The organism is Pantoea sp. X-Soil-MYKO-1785 (assembly GCF_059730675.1).
The window spans coordinates 1,540,943-1,558,497 of record NZ_AP036000.1 but is presented as its reverse complement, the minus strand read 5'-3'; the positions used below and the strand labels follow the sequence as shown (position 1 = coordinate 1,558,497).

Below are 17,555 nucleotides of genomic sequence, written 5' to 3'. Positions count from 1 at the left end.
TAATTTCCTATCAAAACTCGCTTTCGCGATGGTTTTCGTAGTGTATAAAATGGTGAAAAAGATGCAACAAAATCCCGGCTGGTCGAACCACGATTTTACGCTATTTTGCGGTTTTAGCCGCAAATAATGCAAATGTTTTCGTGATTTATCAGACCATGTACATGCCGCCATTGACGTGCAGCGTTTCACCTGTGATGTAGGCTGCTTCGTCAGAGGCTAAGAATGCCACAGCATTGGCGATTTCTTGCGCTTCGCCTAAGCGACCCGCAGGTACTTCCGCCAAAATACCAGAACGTTGATCTTCGTTCAGTGCCCGCGTCATGTCTGTCTCAATAAAACCTGGAGCCACGACGTTGACGGTAATGCCACGTGACGCGATTTCGCGCGCCAGTGATTTGCTAAAGCCAATTAAACCCGCTTTTGCTGCCGCGTAGTTTGCCTGGCCCGCGTTACCCATGGTTCCAACAACGGAACCAATGGTGATGATACGGCCCACGCGCTTTTTCATCATGGCACGCAATACCGCCTTAGAAAGGCGGAAGACAGAAGTGAGGTTGGTATCGAGGATATCCTGCCACTCATCGTCCTTCATGCGCATGAGGAGATTATCACGCGTAATGCCTGCATTATTGACTAAAATATCCACTTCGCCAAATTCTGCGCGAATATTCTCTAAAACACTGTCGATCGATGCAGCGTCAGTCACGTTCAGTAACAGGCCTTTGCCCTTGTCGCCAAGGTAAGCACTGATGGCGTCGGCGCCACTCTGGCTGGTCGCGGTACCTACAACTTTAGCGCCTTTTGCCGCCAGCGTCTCCGCAATCGCACGACCAATGCCGCGACTCGCGCCGGTTACCAGCGCAACTTTACCTTCAAAGCTCATGATTTTCCTCTTATTCCTTTCCGAGTGCAGCCGTCAGTGATGCACTATCGTTGACGGCAGCCGCTGTCAGGCTATCCACAATGCGTTTGGTCAGACCGGTCAGCACTTTACCTGGACCGATCTCCAGCAGTTGGGTCACGCCCTGTGCCGCCATTGCTTCCACGCTTTCAGTCCAGCGAACCGGACTGTAGAGCTGGCGCACCAGCGCATGGCGAATCGCGCCAGCGTCAGTTTCGGCTTTGACATCGACGTTATTAATAACCGGCACCGCAGGCGTATGAAAGGTGATGGACTCCAGCGCCACGGCCAGTTTGTCCGCCGCTGGCTTCATCAGCGCGCAGTGAGACGGTACGCTAACCGGTAACGGTAGCGCACGCTTAGCACCGGCAGCCTTACAGGCCGCACCGGCACGCTCTACCGCTTCTTTGTTACCCGCGATGACCACCTGGCCTGGCGAGTTAAAGTTAACCGGCGAAACCACCTGACCTTGCGCACTCTCTTCACAGGCTTTGCGGATTGATGCGTCATCCAGGCCGATAATCGCCTGCATTGCGCCAGTCCCTTCCGGCACGGCTTCCTGCATCAGTTTGCCACGCAACTCAACCAGCTTGATCGCATCGGCAAAATCCAGCACGCCAGCACACACCAGCGCGGAATATTCACCCAGGCTGTGACCGGCCATCATTGATGGCTGTTCACCGCCCTGCTGCTGCCAGACACGATAAATAGCAACCGAGGCGGCTAACAGCGCAGGCTGAGTCTGCCACGTTTTGTTCAACTCTTCAGCCGGCCCCTGGCTGACTAACTGCCATAAGTCATATCCCAGTGCCGCAGAGGCTTCGCGGAAAGTCTCTTCCACCTGCGGGTAGGTAGCGGCTAAATCAGCCAGCATACCGACCGTCTGTGAACCCTGGCCTGGGAAAACAAAAGCAAATTGCGTCATCTTATGTTCCTGTCAATCAAAAGCGAACCAGTGCAGAACCCCAGGTGAATCCACCACCAAAGGCTTCCAGCAAAATAAGGTGTCCGGGTTTGATGCGGCCATCACGGACCGCTTCATCCAGTGCGCTTGGCACCGATGCGGCAGAGGTATTGCCGTGGCGATCCAGGGTGACAACCACTTTATCCATGGTCATACCCAGTTTCTTCGCCGTCGCGCTGATAATGCGCAGGTTGGCCTGATGCGGTACCAGCCAGTCCAGCATTTCGCGGTCGAGATTATTGGCCTGCAGCGTCTCATCAACGATGTGCGCCAGCTCGGTGACCGCAACTTTGAAGACTTCGTTGCCAGCCATGGTGACGTAGGCAGGCTGGTCCTGATGGGCACGATCCTGATAAGGCAGGGTCAGCAGCTGGGCGTAGCGGCCATCGGCGTGCAGGTGAGTTGAAATAATCCCCTGCTCTTCACTCTGGCCAAGCACCACGGCACCGGCGCCATCGCCGAACAGAATAATGGTGCCGCGATCTGCCGGGTCCAGCGCACGCGCCAGCACGTCAGCACCAATCACCAGCGCATGTTTAACCGCGCCATTTTTGATGTACTGATCGGCCACGCTCAGGGCATAGGTAAAGCCCGCACAGGCGGCAGCAAGGTCAAACGCCGCGCAGTCTTTGATCTCCAGCATTTGCTGGATCATGCAGGCGGAGCTGGGAAAGGCATGGCTGGAAGAGGTTGTGGCGACAATAATCAGCCCAACATCGTTCGCCTCAATACCGGCCATTTCGAGAGCGCGTTGAGCCGCGCTGAATCCCATGGTGGCGACCGTTTCCTCAGGCGCAGCAATACGGCGCTCACGGATGCCGGTGCGGGTGACAATCCACTCGTCCGACGTCTCCACCATTTTTTCCAGATCGGCATTGGTGCGAACCTGGCTAGGCAAATAACTGCCCGTACCGATAATTTTGGTATACATCTAGGCTTTGTCACTCCTGGCTAATACAGCATCAAGGCGCGCAGCAATTCGTTCGGGAACCTGCTGCCGCACCGCCTGCTCTGCCTGTTCTATCGCCACGGTGAAAGCATGTTGACTTGCTGCACCGTGACTTTTGATCACTGTCCCGCGCAATCCTAACAGACAAGCGCCATTGTACTGGTCAGGGTTGAGATGCCCGAAACGCTTCGCCAGTCGTTTCTGGATCCAGCGTCCCAGCAATCTCAGCCACCATGACCGTTTTTTGCCTTCCCCCGACGACTTCAGCAGGGAAAGGAACATTCTTACCACGCCTTCCATGGTCTTCAGCGTGACATTACCGACAAACCCGTCACAGACCATCACATCCGTTTTACCGGTGAGTAGCTCATTACCTTCAAGGTAACCAATATAGTTGATCTGCGGTGATTCTCGCAGGATTACCGCCGCGTCGCGAATGGTTTCCAGCCCTTTGGTCTCTTCATGACCAATATTGAGCAGCGCGACACGCGGCCGGGCAATGCCGAGCACATGTTCCGCCATCACCGATCCCATCACCGCAAACTGCACCAGCATCGCACTGTCTGAGCCGACGTTAGCCCCCAGATCCAGCACCACGGTTTTACCCTGCTGCTGATGCGGTAAAACGGACATTAACGCCGGACGTTTAATGCCATCCAGCGGCTTTAATATCAGCGTGGCCAGTCCCATCAGGGCACCGGTATTGCCTGCGCTGACGCAGGCCTGCGCACGTCCCTCATTGACCATCTCCAGCGCCACACGCATTGAGCTGCCGCGACTGTTTCGGATAGCCTGAGCGGGTCGCGCATCACTTGCAATAACCGATTCGGCAGGAATCACCTGCAAACGCCCCAGTAAGGAGGAATCCGCTTTGGCAAGCAATGGCGTGAGAATGTCGGGATTTCCGACCAGAAGAAGGAATAGCTGCGAATGAGAGGCCAGTGCCTGCAATGCTGCAGGCACTGTCACGCAAGGACCGAAGTCCCCGCCCATGGCGTCAATAGCCAGGGTCAAACGTGTCAAGGTATCGCCTTGCTAAGCAAGAAACTTACTTAACGATAACCTTGCGACCGCGGTAGTAACCATCCGCAGTAATGTGGTGACGCAGATGAGTTTCGCCAGAAACTTTATCTACTGACAGAGCAGCAGTGGTCAGCGCATCGTGCGAACGACGCATACCACGCTTAGAACGGGTGGGTTTATTCTGTTGTACGGCCATGGACCTTACTCCTATTACTTACGCTTTAAACTGGCTAATACGGCAAATGGATTTGGTTTCTCCGCCTCTGCAGGCAGTTTGCCAAAGACCATGTCCGCCTCGGACACTTCACAGTGTTCAGAATCATGTACCGGAACGACCGGCAGCGCGAGAATGATTTCATCCTCGACGACTGCCAGCAGATCGATCTCACCAAACTCGTTGACATCGATCGGCTCGTACGCTTCCGGCAATGCCTCGGCCTGCTCTTCAGAAGAGACAGGACTGAAGCAATAACTTACGTGTACGTGATGGGGAAAGGTCTGGTTGCAGCGCTGACAACGCAACGTCACCTGTACTTCAGCTGTACCCGTCAGTACCGCCAGACGTTGACTGTCAACCGCAAACGACATGGCACAATCCACATCACTGTCCACACTAACCACTGACTCGGCCACGCGCTCCACCTGTGAAGATGTGTAGACACCTTGATAATCAAGGCGTTTTTGAGCGGTGCGGACCGGGTCCAGTGTTAGGGGTAATTTTACCTTTTGCATAGGGCGCGCATATTAACTTTGTAATGTCATAGAGTCAAAGAAAAAGGCCGTTAAACAGCATCTTTCAACCACTATTCGCATCCAGTGCGGCGCACAGTTTAAAATGACTGTCACCAATTCGCTATCACTATTGAAAAAAAATGACCGCATCGATTCTTTTAGCCTCAACCTCGCCCTTTCGCCAGGCATTATTGCAAAAGCTGGGCCTGCCATTTACCACCGCCGCACCCGAGGTGGATGAAACCCCCTTGCCCGGCGAAACCGCGACCGCACTGGTGACACGCCTTGCGATAGCCAAAGCGCAGGCGCTGGCGCTGGCCTTTCCCGATCGCTGGATCATCGGTTCCGATCAGGTCTGCGTACTGGATGGGATGATTACCGGTAAACCGCACAGCGTAGAGAATGCCCGGGCGCAGTTACGCGCCGCCAGCGGCAACCGCATCACCTTTTACACCGGGCTGGCGCTCTATCACCCTGCCAGTCAGCAATTGATGCAGTGCTGCGAACCGTTTGTGGTTCATTTTCGTGAAATAACCGACGCGGAGATCGCGGCTTATATAGAGAAGGAACAGCCGCTGCACTGCGCCGGCAGTTTCAAAAGTGAGGGACTGGGGATTTGCCTGTTTGAACGGCTGGAAGGACGCGATCCCAATACGCTGGTGGGACTGCCGCTGATCGCGCTTAACGACATGTTACGGCAAGCCGGCATCAATCCGCTGTCGGACTGACGCCAGGGCCATTACGCTTTCAGCTGGCGTAATTTGAGCAGACACTGCTTCAGGCCGTCATCCAGCGGCGCTTCCACCCGCATCACTTCGCCAGTGCCAGGATGGGTAAAGGTCAGCGCCGCGGCGTGCAGAAACAGCCGCTTTAAGCCGGTTGAGGCTAACTGGCTGTCAAAGTCACGTTCACCGTAGCGATCGTCGAAGGCGATGGGATGACCGGCGTGCAGGGTATGAACGCGTATCTGGTGAGTACGGCCGGTCACCGGGCTGGCTTTCACCAGCGTGGCGAAGGCGAATCGCTCTTCCACCTTAAAGCGGGTTTCAGAAGGTTTACCTTCGCTACTGACGCGCACGATACGTTCGCCGCTTTGCAGAATATTTTTCAGTAACGGCGCCTGTACCACTTTCAGGTGTGAAGGCCAGTTCCCGCGCACCAGCGCGAGATAATCTTTCTGCATTCCCTTCTCACGCAGCTGCTCGTGCAGGGAACGCAGCGCTGAGCGCTTCTTTGCCACCAGTAAAATGCCGGAGGTATCACGATCCAGTCGATGCACCAGCTCCAGGAAGCGTGCCTCGGGCCGCAACGCACGTAATCCTTCGATCACCCCGAAGCTCAGCCCGCTGCCACCATGCACTGCGGTGCCTGAAGGCTTATTCATTACCAGCAGGGATTCATCTTCATACAGGATGGCGTCCGCCAGCGAGGCAACTTTGGCCAGCTTCGGCGATACCGCATCTTCATCACGCTCCGCCACCCGCACCGGCGGAATACGGACCTCATCGCCCGCCTCCAGCTTATACTCCGGCTTGACGCGTTTTTTATTCACCCGCACCTCGCCTTTACGTACGATGCGATAAATCATGCTCTTCGGCACACCTTTCAGTTGGGTGCGCAAAAAGTTATCAATTCGTTGTCCGGCATTTTCAGCCGTGATGGCGACAAGTTGTACGCCCGGATTCTCTGTTTTCATGGCGGCGATTCTAAATAGTGTCCCCTGATAGCGCCACCCCTTTTTCTGTGCTTAACTCTGGGGTTAGTGTCGCGGTAAGCGCTTCGGCTGCTGGCTTTTTCAGCAAGCTGTTGTTTTACCCGACACCGTTTGACGATAAATGTAAAGAAACTTCACAAGCTGGCTAAAGTCGCCTTGCTATATGAAGGTTAGCAATGGAATAATGCTTAAGTTTCTTACCTGAAGGGTTTCAGGGCAGAAAAAGAGCGAAATTGTCATTTTGCCGGATCGAGCAGACACGCAGCAATGGCGTAAGACGTAATGCGAAATCAGGCACTTAGCGGGCTGCGGGTTGCGGCCTGGACAGCAGTATGGGGTGCACGGGTTTTTTATTTGTCTCAGGCATTTCCACTATCTGGTGCTGTTTTCCCTTATGAAAAACAGGCCACCGACGTTATTTGCGCCCCTCGCGCGGTCGACAGCCGTGAGGTTGACGACATTGCACTAAGTCACGGGGCCATCGGTTGATACTCGTCCAGGGTAACTATGCCCGCAGCTGTAATCACTCATGAAAGAATAACGAGTAAGTCACGATGAAAAGAATGTTAATAAACGCAACTCAGCAGGAGGAGTTGCGCGTTGCCCTGGTTGACGGTCAGCGTCTGTACGATCTGGATATCGAAAGCCCAGGACACGAACAGAAAAAAGCCAACATCTACAAAGGTAAAATCACTCGCATTGAACCCAGCCTTGAAGCTGCGTTTGTCGATTATGGCGCAGAGCGTCACGGTTTCCTCCCCTTAAAAGAAATCTCCCGCGAATATTTCCCCTCCAGCTACAACGCGCACGGTCGTCCCAATATCAAAGACGTGCTGCGTGAAGGTCAGGAAGTCATTGTTCAGATTGATAAAGAAGAACGCGGCAATAAAGGCGCTGCGCTGACTACCTTTATCTCTCTGGCAGGCAGCTATCTGGTGCTGATGCCGAACAACCCCCGTGCCGGAGGGATCTCCCGCCGCATTGAGGGTGACGATCGGACCGAACTGAAAGAAGCCCTGTCTGCGCTGGAACTGCCGGAAGGCATGGGATTGATCGTGCGTACCGCCGGCGTCGGCAAATCAGCCGAATCGCTGCAGTGGGATTTAAGCTTCCGTCTTAAGCACTGGGAAGCGATTAAAAAGGCCGCTGAAAACCGCCCTGCTCCGTTCCTGATCCATCAGGAAAGTAACGTGATCGTGCGTGCATTCCGCGACTACCTGCGTCAGGACATCGGTGAAATCCTGATTGATAATCCAAAAGTTCTCGAACTGGCGCGTCAGCATATTGCTGCGCTGGGCCGTCCGGATTTCAGCAGCAAAATTAAGCTCTACACCGGTGAAATCCCGCTGTTCAGCCATTATCAAATCGAATCGCAAATCGAATCCGCTTTCCAGCGTGAAGTGCGCCTGCCTTCCGGCGGCTCGATTGTGATTGATAGCACCGAAGCGTTAACCGCGATCGATATCAACTCAGCACGCGCAACACGCGGCGGCGATATCGAAGAAACCGCCTTTAACACCAACCTTGAAGCAGCAGACGAGATTGCCCGTCAGCTGCGTCTGCGTGACCTCGGCGGCCTGATCGTTATCGACTTTATCGATATGACGCCGGTACGCCATCAGCGCGCGGTAGAAAATCGTCTGCGTGAAGCGGTCCGTCAGGATCGTGCACGTATCCAGATTAGCCATATTTCCCGCTTCGGCCTGCTCGAGATGTCACGTCAGCGTCTGAGCCCGTCGTTAGGCGAATCCAGCCATCACGTCTGCCCACGCTGTAGCGGTACCGGCACCATCCGTGATAACGAATCGCTGGCGCTGTCTATTCTGCGTCTGATTGAAGAAGAAGCGCTGAAAGACAACACCAAAGAAGTTCACGCGATCGTTCCGGTTCAGGTGGCCTCTTATCTGCTGAATGAAAAACGTGAAGCGGTGAACGCCATTGAAAAACGCCAGGGTGGCGTCAAAGCGATCATCGTGCCTGATGACAAGATGCAAACCCCGCATTACTCGGTGCTGCGGGTGCGCAAAGGTGAAGAGACTCAGACCCTGAGCTACCACCTGCCGAAGCTGCATGAAGCAGAAATGGCGTTGCCATCGGAAGAAGAGCATGGCGAACGTCGTCGTCCTGAACAGCCAGCACTGGCGGCATTCGTGATGCCAGATGCACCACCGGCTCCGGTAGAAGTGGCACCTGAAGCGCCACGCGCCGAAGCGCAACCGGCAGCCAAAGCGGCACCGGCCGTCGCAGCGCCGGCCACGGTCAGCACCGGTTTCCTTGGCCGCCTGTTTGGTGGACTGAAGAAAATGTTCGGTGGTGAAGAAGCCCCTGCAGTGACGCCAGCCGCCACTGAAGTAGCGGAACCACAGAAAGCGCCGGAAAGCGAAGAAGAGAACGCGAATCAGCGTGGCGAACGTCGTAACAACAACCGCCGCAATAACAACCGTCGTGAGCGTACGCCGCGTAACGGTGAGAACGGTCAGTCACGTGAAAGCCGCGAACCGCGTGAGCCACGTGAAAGTCGTGAGCCGCGCGAAAGCCGCGAACCACGTGAAAATCGTGAGCCGCGCGAAGGCAATGAGAACCGTCGCAACAAGCGTCAGTCTCAGCCTAATGAGGCACGTGAAGAGCGCCCGGCACTGAGCGAAGAAGCCCGTCAGCAACGTGACGAGCAGCAGCAACAGCGTCGTGAACAGCGTGCTGAGCGTCAGCGTCGTCGTCAGGAAGAGAAACGCGCCCAGCAGGAAGCAGCCAAAGCCGCTGAGCAGCCGGTGGTAGCAGAAGCGGTTGCCGAAGCACCAGAAGCGCAGGATGACGATCGCGTGCAGGTGATGCCGCGTCGTAAGCCGCGTCAGCTGAGCCAGAAAGTCCGCGTTGACGATAACCGTCAGCCACTGCCAGCAGAAGCCACTGACATTGCCGTGCCGACCGAAGCGCGTGCAGTACAGCAGCCTGCCGCAGAAGTGCTGCCGACCGAAGCGCCGCAGATCGAAGAGCAGGATGATAACGATAGCCGTGACAACGCCAATATGCCGCGTCGTTCACGTCGTTCGCCACGTCATCTGCGCGTCAGCGGTCAGCGTCGCCGCCGTTATCGTGATGAGCGTTACCCGACTCAGTCCGCTATGCCACTGGCTGCGGCAGCCGCGTCACCAGAGATGGCATCCGGTAAAGTGTGGGTACGTTATCCGGTGAGCCAGGCCAGCGAAGAGCAGGTTGTGCAGGATGCGGTGCAGACAACGCCAGATTACGCCCACCAGGAGACCGCAGACGCCATTGCACTGCCGGTTGCTGCGGCGGCTGAATCGGCAGCATCACAGGATGCGCCAGTGCAGCAGGCTGAACCCCAGGCAGAAACGCCGGTCACCGTGGTGAACACTGACGATACCCGCGCTATCGACGCGCCGGTTGATCATCAGCCTTCGGTCATCCCGGCTGCGGCTGAAGCGACTGCTGAAACTGTCGCGGCTCAGGCACAGCCTGCTGAGCCGGTCAGTGACGCACCCGCCAGTGCTTCCGCTGATAACAGCGAACAGCCGACAGAGATTGCGCAGCAAGCGCCCGTTGAAGTCAGCCGCGAAACAGAAGCGCAGGTAGAAGAAGTGCTGAACGCCCCGGTGGCCGCCGCAGCAGAAACGGCCCCGACCAGTGAACCGCATGCACCGGTCGCCGCCCGTGACATCGAGCCGGCCGCCGTAGCTGAAGCTGCCGCCACACCAGCACCTGCTGCTGAGCCGCTGGTCGCCGCAGACGTCACGCGCTGGAAGCACTTCGCTTCTGCACCGATGACCAAAGCGCCTGCGCCAGTCTGGCAGCCCGAACCAGCACGTCACAGCGACTGGGTACGTTCGCCGTACGAGTTCGACGGTCGCGGATCTGCTGGCGGTCACGCCGCAACCCATCAGGCCACGGCACCCGCGACCAAGCCATAACGCTGCCCCTGACCTGAACCTGACCCCGGCCTGAAAGCCGGGGTTTTTTTATGCCGGTGGTGCCGGGTTCCGCCTGAATTCAGGCAAAAAAAATCCCACCCTCTGTTATCAGCAAGGTGGGAGAAACTAAGCGCACCCGGTTAAAGTACGCTCAAATTTTCAGGTCAGATTACGAATTCAGCTGGAACAGGGACATCTTAGACATATCGGTAAAGGTCTTGTACGACGCCTGCAGCGCCGTCTGCTGCATGGTATAGCTGGAGACCGCAGCGGTATAATCGACATCCACCAGGTCGCTCATCTGCGAACTGTAAATCACATTACGATCGTCGCCCTGCGCATCCAGCGTATCGAGTTCCGACAGCTGGGTACCAATCTCGGAGCGCACGGTTAACACGTTATTCAGCGAATTGCCCAGACCACGGTTGGTTTTATCCATCGCAGCCTGGAAAGTCTGCTTAGTGGCGGCATCGGCGTCATCCTGCGGCACTTTCAGCGCGGCAATTGCGCTGTCGAGCATGGCGAACAGGTTGGTTTCGTTGGCGCTGCCGTCCGGCTCTTTAGTGGCATTGCCGGTGATCGCCATGAAGATGTCATCACCGGTATGACCGACGGTCATGGTGCGACTGCTGTCTACCTTCTGGGTGATCGCATCGGTGCCGCCGGCATAGCTCACGCCAGTGCCTGCGCCATCGACAAACGGCGCGCTGTCGGTTTTGTAACCGGCAAAGATATAGCGACCGTTGGCGTCCTGGCTGTTGGCCTGGTTGAGTAACTGGGCACGGATGCCTTCAAGCTGGGTGGCAATCGAGCCACGGTCATCGTCACTCAGCGTACCGGTTGAACCGTTAACGATCAGCGTTTGCGCATCCTGAATACTGCTGGTCACGCCTTTCAGCGCATTCTCTTCCAGCGATAATCCCTGGTTTGCAAAGGTCCGTGCCAGCGAATACTGGCTGCTTTGCGCCTGCGTCTGTGACAGCACCACCGCGCGTGAGGCGGCAATCGGGTCGTCAGACGGATTAGTGACGCGGCGGCCGCTGGAGAGCTGCTCGCCCACTTTCAGCCAGGAGGCTTGCGAGTCGGTAATCCCGCGCACCTGCTGGTTAAACATCATATTTGTACTGATTCGCATGCTTTGCCCTACCCTTAGCGAATATTGATCAATGCATCAAAAATGGTGCTGGCAGTCTGCAGTACCTGCGCATTTGCCATGTAATATTGCTGATATTTTGTCAGGTTGGCGTACTCCTCATCGAGGTTGACGCCAGAAACTGACTGCTGGCGATCGGTCAGCTGACTGACCACGCTTTTCTGCGTGGTGCTGGTGGTTTCCAGCGAGCTGGTTTTGTTGCCGACGGTACTGACAATGCTGGCGTAAGCCTGTGCCAGCGTGGCGTTGCCGCCTACCAGTTTGGCGTCCTGCAGGTCCAGCAGCTTTTGCGCATTACGATTATCGCTTTCGCCACCGGTCGCACCGGCGGCGGCAATCTGTGATTCACTGGTGATCGCCACTGACATATCGTTAATGGCGTTCTGTACCGGTTTCACCATAAAACTGTCTTTCGCCGCTGGCAAAGGCGTCGCAGCGACGGTCAGCTTCATGCCATCAAAACTCAGCGTGGTATTGCCGTTCGCATCGGTGCCTGGGGTAATCGGGACCGAGATGCTGTCAGACGCGCGGGTCGCGGTCCAGTTGCTGCCGTCATAGCTTAGGGTATAGTTTGACGCTTTCAGCGCGCTGGTATCGGTCCACTCGGCGGTGACTGAAGCCGCAGTGCTGTTTTTACTGTTGCTGACCACGGTCGGGGTGCCGATATTAAAGAAATCGACGCCCTGATCGCCGTTGCTGTCAAAGCCCTGCTTATGCACGGCGTTGAAGCTGCTGGTGAAGGTCGCGGCCAGCTGGCCGAGCTGATTCTGCGCCAGATCGAGATCCTGCGAGCGGAACGCCAGCAGACCACCCAGTGAACCGGTGGTAATCAGCTTCTCCGGGATCTCAACGTTACCCGCCTGTTTATCAACATAGCCGATGGTGGTCCGGGTTGGATCGCTGCTGGAGGTCATCGCCACCAGCGAATTTGATTTGGTGCCGTTGACCAGCGTCAGGCCGTTAGCCATCGAGACGCTGTAGTTGCCATCCTGCTCTGAGACGGTCACGCCGACTACGTTGTTCAGGTCGCTGACCAGCTGATCGCGCTTATCCAGCAAATCGTTTGGTGCAGTGCCGGTACCGGTGGTCAGCCTGGCGATCTGCTTGTTGAGATCGGCAATCTGAGTGGTGTAGGTATTGACCTGATTGATGCTGGAACCGATGTCGCTGTTAACACTGTTCTGCATGCTGGTCAGATACTGGGAGGTAGTCTGGAACTGGCTGACCAGCCCCTTGGCGTTGCTCAGCATCGACTGACGTGCCGACGGATCGTTGGCGTTGCTTACCACGTTCTGCAGGTTGGTAAAAAATTTCTGGATTGAAGTCGACAGGCTGGTGGTCGAGGTTGACAGCAGATCGTCAATATTGGAAATCTGGCTGTGCTGGGTGTTCACCGCGCTGTAGTTTGCGCTGGAGCCACGCAGCTGGGCGGCGATAAAAGCATCATATTCGCGCTGTACGCCAGTCACGTTAACCCCATTGCCGTAGTAGCTGTTGCCCTGCAGGGTACTGTTCGCCTGGGCAAGGATGGTGGTCTGGCGTGAATAGCCCGCCACGGTGTAGTTAGTAATGTTATTACTGGTGGTGCTCAGGGCGGCCTGCGCGGCACTCAATCCGCTCATCGCGGAGTTAATTATGCTGGACATCTCGGTTCCTTACATTCCCCGTCAACCGGGCTGGCAGTCATCAAAGTGGGCGCCAGCAGGCGAAAACGCATCTGGCTTATGATGGTGTTATCGGCGTGCTTAAGTGAAACTTGAGGCTCAATTATCAGAACAGGTCGCCTAAATCCTGACTGTAGGCTTTTACGACTTTGTCGCCCATGTTCTTGAATTGCTGAATCATTCCCACCAGCTTTTGCGCGTATTTAGGATCGGTGGCATAGCCTGCCACCTGCAGCGCCTGGGCGCCCTGCTCGGCGCTCGACGCATTAGCGACCGCCGCGTAGCGTGGGTTATTGCTGATCAGTTTGACGTAATCGGTCAGGGCTTCGAAATAGGAGTTGTAGACCCGGAAGCTGGCACGCACTTTCTTCGCTTCGCCCTGCTCATATTCAGTGGTCATGATGTCGGTGGTGTCGCCTTTCCAGTCGCCGCTGGCCTTAATACCAAACACGTTGTAGCTTGGTTTACCCTCGCGGGTCAGGATCTGACGCTGGCCCCAGCCTGACTCCAGCGCCGCCTGCGCCAGAATCAGATGATGAGGAATGCCGCTCTGCTGACTGGCCGCCTGGGCTGGCTGGGTCAGCTGAGCGATAAACTCACGGCTGTCGGTAGGCAAGCCGGTCGGTGACGAGACCGGCAGGCGCGGCATGGCTTTACGCACCAGCTGCTCCAGCTGCTGCGCCGGCTGTTGCACCGCACCGACGGTGCTGAGAATAAAGCTGTTGTCCAGCTTCATCGGCACCGTGCCGGCTTTTTCATCCGGGGCGATGGCGGGCTGCATCTGCTTAACGATAGTTTCCGCCAGCCCGAGTCCACGTTTACCCATCTCCTGCGCAATCTGCTGATCGTACATTGAGGTAAAAAGTTTGGTTTGCTCGTTGCTCATCATGCCGTCCTGCGGCAACGCCTCACGCATGCTTTTCAACATCATCTGAACAAACATCCCTTCCACCTGACGGGCAACCTGCAGCGCTTTGCCTTTCGGATCGCTGCTGGCCTGGTGTTTCAGTTCGTTCAGTGAGCGGCTGTCGTAAGCCGCACTCATCAGAGATTGCGTATCCGTCATCAGATAATTTCCACTTTGGCGCGCAGACAGCCAGCGCTCTGCATTGATTGCAGGATCGACATCAGTTCGATTGGCGATGCACCCAGCGCATTCAGCGCGCGCACCACATTGTTCAGGTTGGCGCTGGCATTTACACGTTGCAGTGCCCCGCCACTCTGACGCAGATCGATCTGGGTCTGGGTGGTGGCCACCGTCTGTCCACCGGCCAGTGGCGTATCAGGCTGGCTGACGTTCTGCTGCTGATTCACCGTCACCGACAGGTTGCCCTGCGCCACGGCACATTGATTCAGCGTCACCTCACGGTTCATCACCACCGAACCGGTACGGGAGTTGATGATCACTTTCGCATCTTCGACCGGAATCGAAACGTTGATGTTCTGGATATCTGCCAGCAGACGCACCTGAGCCCCGTTATTCGGTGATACGCGAATCTGAACGGTACGCGCATCCAGCGGCTGGGCGGCACCGTAACCGCCACGCGCGTTAATCGCATCGGCAATGCGCTGCGCCATCGAGAAATCATCACTGTTCAGCTGCAGGTTAATGGTGTTCTGCGAACCGAAGTTACTTTGCAGTTCACGTTCTACCGTCGCGCCACCGGTAATCCGGCCGCCGTTCAGCTGGTTAACCTGCACGCTGCTGCCGCCTGCCGAGGCACCGGCACCGCCAACCAGAATGTTCCCCTGAGCCAGCGCATAAACCTGGTTATCCACCCCTTTCATCGGGGTCATCAGCAGTGTTCCGCCGCGCAGGCTTTTGGCGTTACCCAGTGACGACACCACCACGTCAAGCGTCTGTCCCTGACGGGCAAACGCCGGCAGTTTTGCGGTTACCATTACCGCCGCCACGTTTTTCAGCTGCATGTTGGTGCCGGTCGGCACGGTAATCCCGAGCTGCGACAGCATGTTGCTCACCGTCTGGGTGGTGAACGGCGTCTGGGTGGTCTGGTCACCGGTTCCGTCCAGCCCCACCACCAGTCCGTAACCGAGCAGCTGGTTTTCCCGCACGCCCTGTACGGTGGTTAAATCACGGATCAAATCGGCTTTTGCCAGCAGGCTGATGCCCAGCAGCAGCGCCAGTCCGACGCGCAACAGCGTTAACTTTTTCATTGAAACCTCTTACATCGGCGAGATGTTCAGGAAGAAACGCTGTAACCAGCCCATGGTCTGCGCCTCATTGATATAACCGTTTCCGACGTACTCAATACGTGCATCGGCGACGGCAGTAGATAACACGGCGTTACTGGCGCTGATGGTGCGAGGGTTAACCACGCCCGAGAAGCGAATGAACTCCGTGCCCTGATTAATGGCGATCTGTTTCTCGCCCACCACGTGCAGGTTGCCGTTCGACAACACCTGATCCACGGTGACGGTAATAGTGCCGGTAAAGGTGTTGTTGGCGGATGCGCCGCCTTTACCCGCGAAATCGTTTTTGCCTTCGGCGCCAAAGTTGGCTTTTTCGCCACCGGCCCCCACCAGCCCTGCCAGCCCGGTCGGAACCGCACTTAAGCCGAAGCTGTTGCTGCCATCCCGACTGGCATTCGCCGAGGAGCTTTTGCTGGCGCTGACGTTTTCCTGCAGCGTAATCGTCAGGGTGTCGCCAATGTTACGTGGGCGACGATCTTCAAACAGCGGCTGATAGCCGTAGTTGAGTGGCGCGACGCCCTGGAAAATCGAACCGTTAACCACCGGTGGCGCGGACGGCATCGGCTGCGCCGTCGTCGCCCCTTCGACCAGCGGTGTACGCGGAACCAGTGCACAACCGTTAAGGGTTAGCAGCAGCGAGGCGACTAACCAATGTCCAGGCTTGAGAATCTGTTGCTTCGCCACGGAGTCACGACCTTATCTGTGTCTGTTCTTCAGGCCAGCCGGAACTGGCCCGGTTGGGGATTAAAGCTGAGTCAGTTTCGCCAGCATCTGATCGGAAGTACTGATCGCTTTGCTGTTGATTTCGTAAGCGCGCTGAGTCTGGATCATCGTTACCAGCTCTTCCGCCACGTTGACATTCGAGGTTTCGGTGTAGCCCTGATAAAGCAGACCAGCGCCGTTCTGGCCTGGCGTGCTGTCAGTTGGCGCACCCGAAGCCTGCGTTTCCTGATAGAGGTTTTCACCCACGCTATCGAGACCGGCATCGTTCATAAAGGTGCTCAGGGTCAGCTGGCCGACCTGTGTCGCCTGCGCCTGGCCCTGCTGCGTCACGCTCACCACCCCGTCACGCGCCACGGTAATGCTGGTGGCGTTGGCTGGAATCGTGATGCCGGGCTGCACCGGGAAACCTGAGTTGGTCACCAGCTGACCGTTCTGATCGACCTGGAACGCGCCGTCACGGGTATAGGCAGAGGTGCCATCCGGCATCTGAATCTGGAAATAACCCTGACCATTAATGGCGATATCTTTTGAATTGCTGGTCTGCGACAGGTTGCCCTGCGTATGCAGACGCTCAGTAGTGACCGGACGAACACCGGTACCAATCTGCAGGCCGGACGGCAGCGTAGTCTGTTCAGACGACTGGGTGCCGGGCTGACGCATGGTTTGATACATCAGATCTTCGAACACCGCACGCGAACGCTTAAAGCCGTTGGTGCTGACGTTTGCCAGGTTGTTGGCAATTACGTCCATGTTCATCTGCTGCGCATCAAGACCGGTTTTAGCGATCCATAAAGAACGAATCATGTTGTTATCCTCGCGCCTTAGCTGCTCATGTTCAGCAGCTGGTTGGCTTTTTGTTCGTTTTCATCAACGTTCGTGATGACTTTCATCTGCATCTCAAAACGTCGGGCGTTGGCGATCATGTCGACCATGGTTTCAACCGGTTTAACGTTGCTGCCTTCCAGCACGCCCGGCATCACCTGCATGGTCGCGTCAGCCTGCAATGCCGCGCCACGGGTGTTCTGGGTGGCTGCCGTCGGGCGGAACATACCGTCATCGCTGCGCTGCAACTCCTGCCCGGTGGCCCGAACCAGCTTGAGCTTACCCAGCTGGACCGTGGCATTCGGCGCATCGCCGGCATTCAGGCCGGTGATTGAACCGTCGGCGGCAATGGTGATTTCCGATCCTTGCGGGATCACAATCGGACCGCCATCGCCCATCACAGGATTGCCCTGAATCGTCAGCGTCCCGTTCGGGCTGATTTGCATGTTGCCGTTGCGGGTATAGGCTTCACTGCCGTCAGCAGTTCGCACCGCCAGCCAGCCATCCTGCTGCACCGCGACGTCGAGCGGGCGCTCGGTGTAATCCATCGTGCCCTGACTCATATCGGCGCCCGGCGTGGATGCTGTCACCAGCGTGCGGGTTGGCAGTGACCAGCCGCTGACCGGCACCGCACGCAGCGCATTGAGCTGCGCACGAAAGCCTGGCGTTGAGGCGTTGGCGAGGTTGCTGGCGGTAACCGCCTGCTGATCCAGCGTCTGGCTGGCCGCGCCCATCGCGGTATATATCGCGTGATCCATAAAGCAATCCTG

At 56.6% G+C, this 17,555-nt stretch carries 16 protein-coding genes; 2 read left to right on the top strand and 14 right to left on the bottom strand.

Annotated elements, in window-relative coordinates:
* Positions 1 to 148: 148 nt before the first annotated feature.
* The 6 genes from fabG to yceD are packed head-to-tail and all read right to left on the bottom strand — an operon-like array spanning position 149 to position 4,569.
* A complete protein-coding gene (gene fabG, locus AC6I8D_RS07270) occupies positions 149 to 883 on the bottom strand; it encodes a 3-oxoacyl-ACP reductase FabG (RefSeq protein WP_312052553.1) in 735 nt (244 codons plus the stop codon).
* A gap of 10 nt (positions 884 to 893) precedes the next feature.
* The gene (gene fabD, locus AC6I8D_RS07265) at positions 894 to 1,826 is read right to left on the bottom strand and encodes an ACP S-malonyltransferase (protein WP_312052555.1); all 933 of its coding nucleotides are present in this window, start codon (positions 1,824 to 1,826) and stop codon (positions 894 to 896) included.
* A gap of 16 nt (positions 1,827 to 1,842) precedes the next feature.
* The gene (locus AC6I8D_RS07260; RefSeq protein ID WP_312052557.1) at positions 1,843 to 2,796 is read right to left on the bottom strand and encodes a beta-ketoacyl-ACP synthase III; all 954 of its coding nucleotides are present in this window, start codon (positions 2,794 to 2,796) and stop codon (positions 1,843 to 1,845) included.
* Positions 2,797 to 3,837 carry a phosphate acyltransferase PlsX gene (plsX, locus tag AC6I8D_RS07255; protein ID WP_497819858.1) on the bottom strand — a complete coding sequence of 347 codons (1,041 nt, stop codon included), beginning with the start codon at positions 3,835 to 3,837 and terminating at the stop codon, positions 2,797 to 2,799. It lies immediately after the preceding gene.
* A gap of 25 nt (positions 3,838 to 3,862) precedes the next feature.
* Positions 3,863 to 4,033 carry a 50S ribosomal protein L32 gene (gene rpmF / locus AC6I8D_RS07250; RefSeq protein ID WP_003849870.1) on the bottom strand — a complete coding sequence of 57 codons (171 nt, stop codon included), beginning with the start codon at positions 4,031 to 4,033 and terminating at the stop codon, positions 3,863 to 3,865.
* A gap of 14 nt (positions 4,034 to 4,047) precedes the next feature.
* Positions 4,048 to 4,569, bottom strand: a complete 522-nt coding sequence (gene yceD / locus AC6I8D_RS07245; RefSeq protein ID WP_312052560.1) for a 23S rRNA accumulation protein YceD — start codon at positions 4,567 to 4,569, stop codon at positions 4,048 to 4,050.
* A gap of 140 nt (positions 4,570 to 4,709) precedes the next feature.
* On the opposite strand from yceD, the gene AC6I8D_RS07240 reads away from it, so the two are divergent.
* On the top strand, positions 4,710 to 5,297 hold the full coding sequence (locus AC6I8D_RS07240; protein ID WP_497819857.1) for a Maf family protein: 588 nt from the start codon (positions 4,710 to 4,712) through the stop codon (positions 5,295 to 5,297).
* An 11-nt stretch (positions 5,298 to 5,308) separates the two neighbouring features.
* Here the strand turns inward: AC6I8D_RS07240 and rluC are convergent, their stop codons facing one another.
* The gene (rluC, locus tag AC6I8D_RS07235; RefSeq protein ID WP_312052564.1) at positions 5,309 to 6,265 is read right to left on the bottom strand and encodes a 23S rRNA pseudouridine(955/2504/2580) synthase RluC; all 957 of its coding nucleotides are present in this window, start codon (positions 6,263 to 6,265) and stop codon (positions 5,309 to 5,311) included.
* Between the two features lie 572 nt (positions 6,266 to 6,837).
* Between rluC and rne the strand changes: the two genes are divergently transcribed.
* Positions 6,838 to 10,212 (top strand): ribonuclease E, encoded by a 3,375-nt coding sequence (gene rne / locus AC6I8D_RS07230; RefSeq protein WP_497819856.1) that lies wholly within the window; start codon positions 6,838 to 6,840, stop codon positions 10,210 to 10,212.
* Positions 10,213 to 10,381: 169 nt separating this feature from the next.
* On the opposite strand, the gene flgL is transcribed toward rne, so the two are convergent.
* The 7 genes from flgL to AC6I8D_RS07195 form a co-directional block, all read right to left on the bottom strand.
* Positions 10,382 to 11,347 (bottom strand): flagellar hook-associated protein FlgL, encoded by a 966-nt coding sequence (flgL, locus tag AC6I8D_RS07225; RefSeq protein WP_497819855.1) that lies wholly within the window; start codon positions 11,345 to 11,347, stop codon positions 10,382 to 10,384.
* A 14-nt stretch (positions 11,348 to 11,361) separates the two neighbouring features.
* Positions 11,362 to 13,011, bottom strand: a complete 1,650-nt coding sequence (flgK, locus tag AC6I8D_RS07220) for a flagellar hook-associated protein FlgK (RefSeq protein WP_497819854.1) — start codon at positions 13,009 to 13,011, stop codon at positions 11,362 to 11,364.
* Positions 13,012 to 13,135: 124 nt separating this feature from the next.
* Positions 13,136 to 14,095, bottom strand: coding sequence for a flagellar assembly peptidoglycan hydrolase FlgJ (gene flgJ, locus AC6I8D_RS07215; protein ID WP_497819853.1), 960 nt, complete (start codon positions 14,093 to 14,095; stop codon positions 13,136 to 13,138).
* Positions 14,095 to 15,204 (bottom strand): flagellar basal body P-ring protein FlgI, encoded by a 1,110-nt coding sequence (locus AC6I8D_RS07210; protein WP_497819852.1) that lies wholly within the window; start codon positions 15,202 to 15,204, stop codon positions 14,095 to 14,097. The genes flgJ and AC6I8D_RS07210 overlap by 1 nt, the downstream gene beginning before the upstream one ends.
* Positions 15,205 to 15,213: 9 nt before the next feature.
* A complete protein-coding gene (locus tag AC6I8D_RS07205) occupies positions 15,214 to 15,924 on the bottom strand; it encodes a flagellar basal body L-ring protein FlgH (protein ID WP_031376561.1) in 711 nt (236 codons plus the stop codon).
* A 60-nt stretch (positions 15,925 to 15,984) separates the two neighbouring features.
* Positions 15,985 to 16,767: a flagellar basal-body rod protein FlgG gene (gene flgG / locus AC6I8D_RS07200; RefSeq protein WP_046288395.1), complete on the bottom strand. Its 783-nt coding sequence runs from the start codon at positions 16,765 to 16,767 to the stop codon at positions 15,985 to 15,987.
* Between the two features lie 17 nt (positions 16,768 to 16,784).
* The gene (locus tag AC6I8D_RS07195) at positions 16,785 to 17,543 is read right to left on the bottom strand and encodes a flagellar basal body rod protein FlgF (RefSeq protein WP_312052573.1); all 759 of its coding nucleotides are present in this window, start codon (positions 17,541 to 17,543) and stop codon (positions 16,785 to 16,787) included.
* Between the last annotated feature and the right edge of the window lie 12 nt (positions 17,544 to 17,555).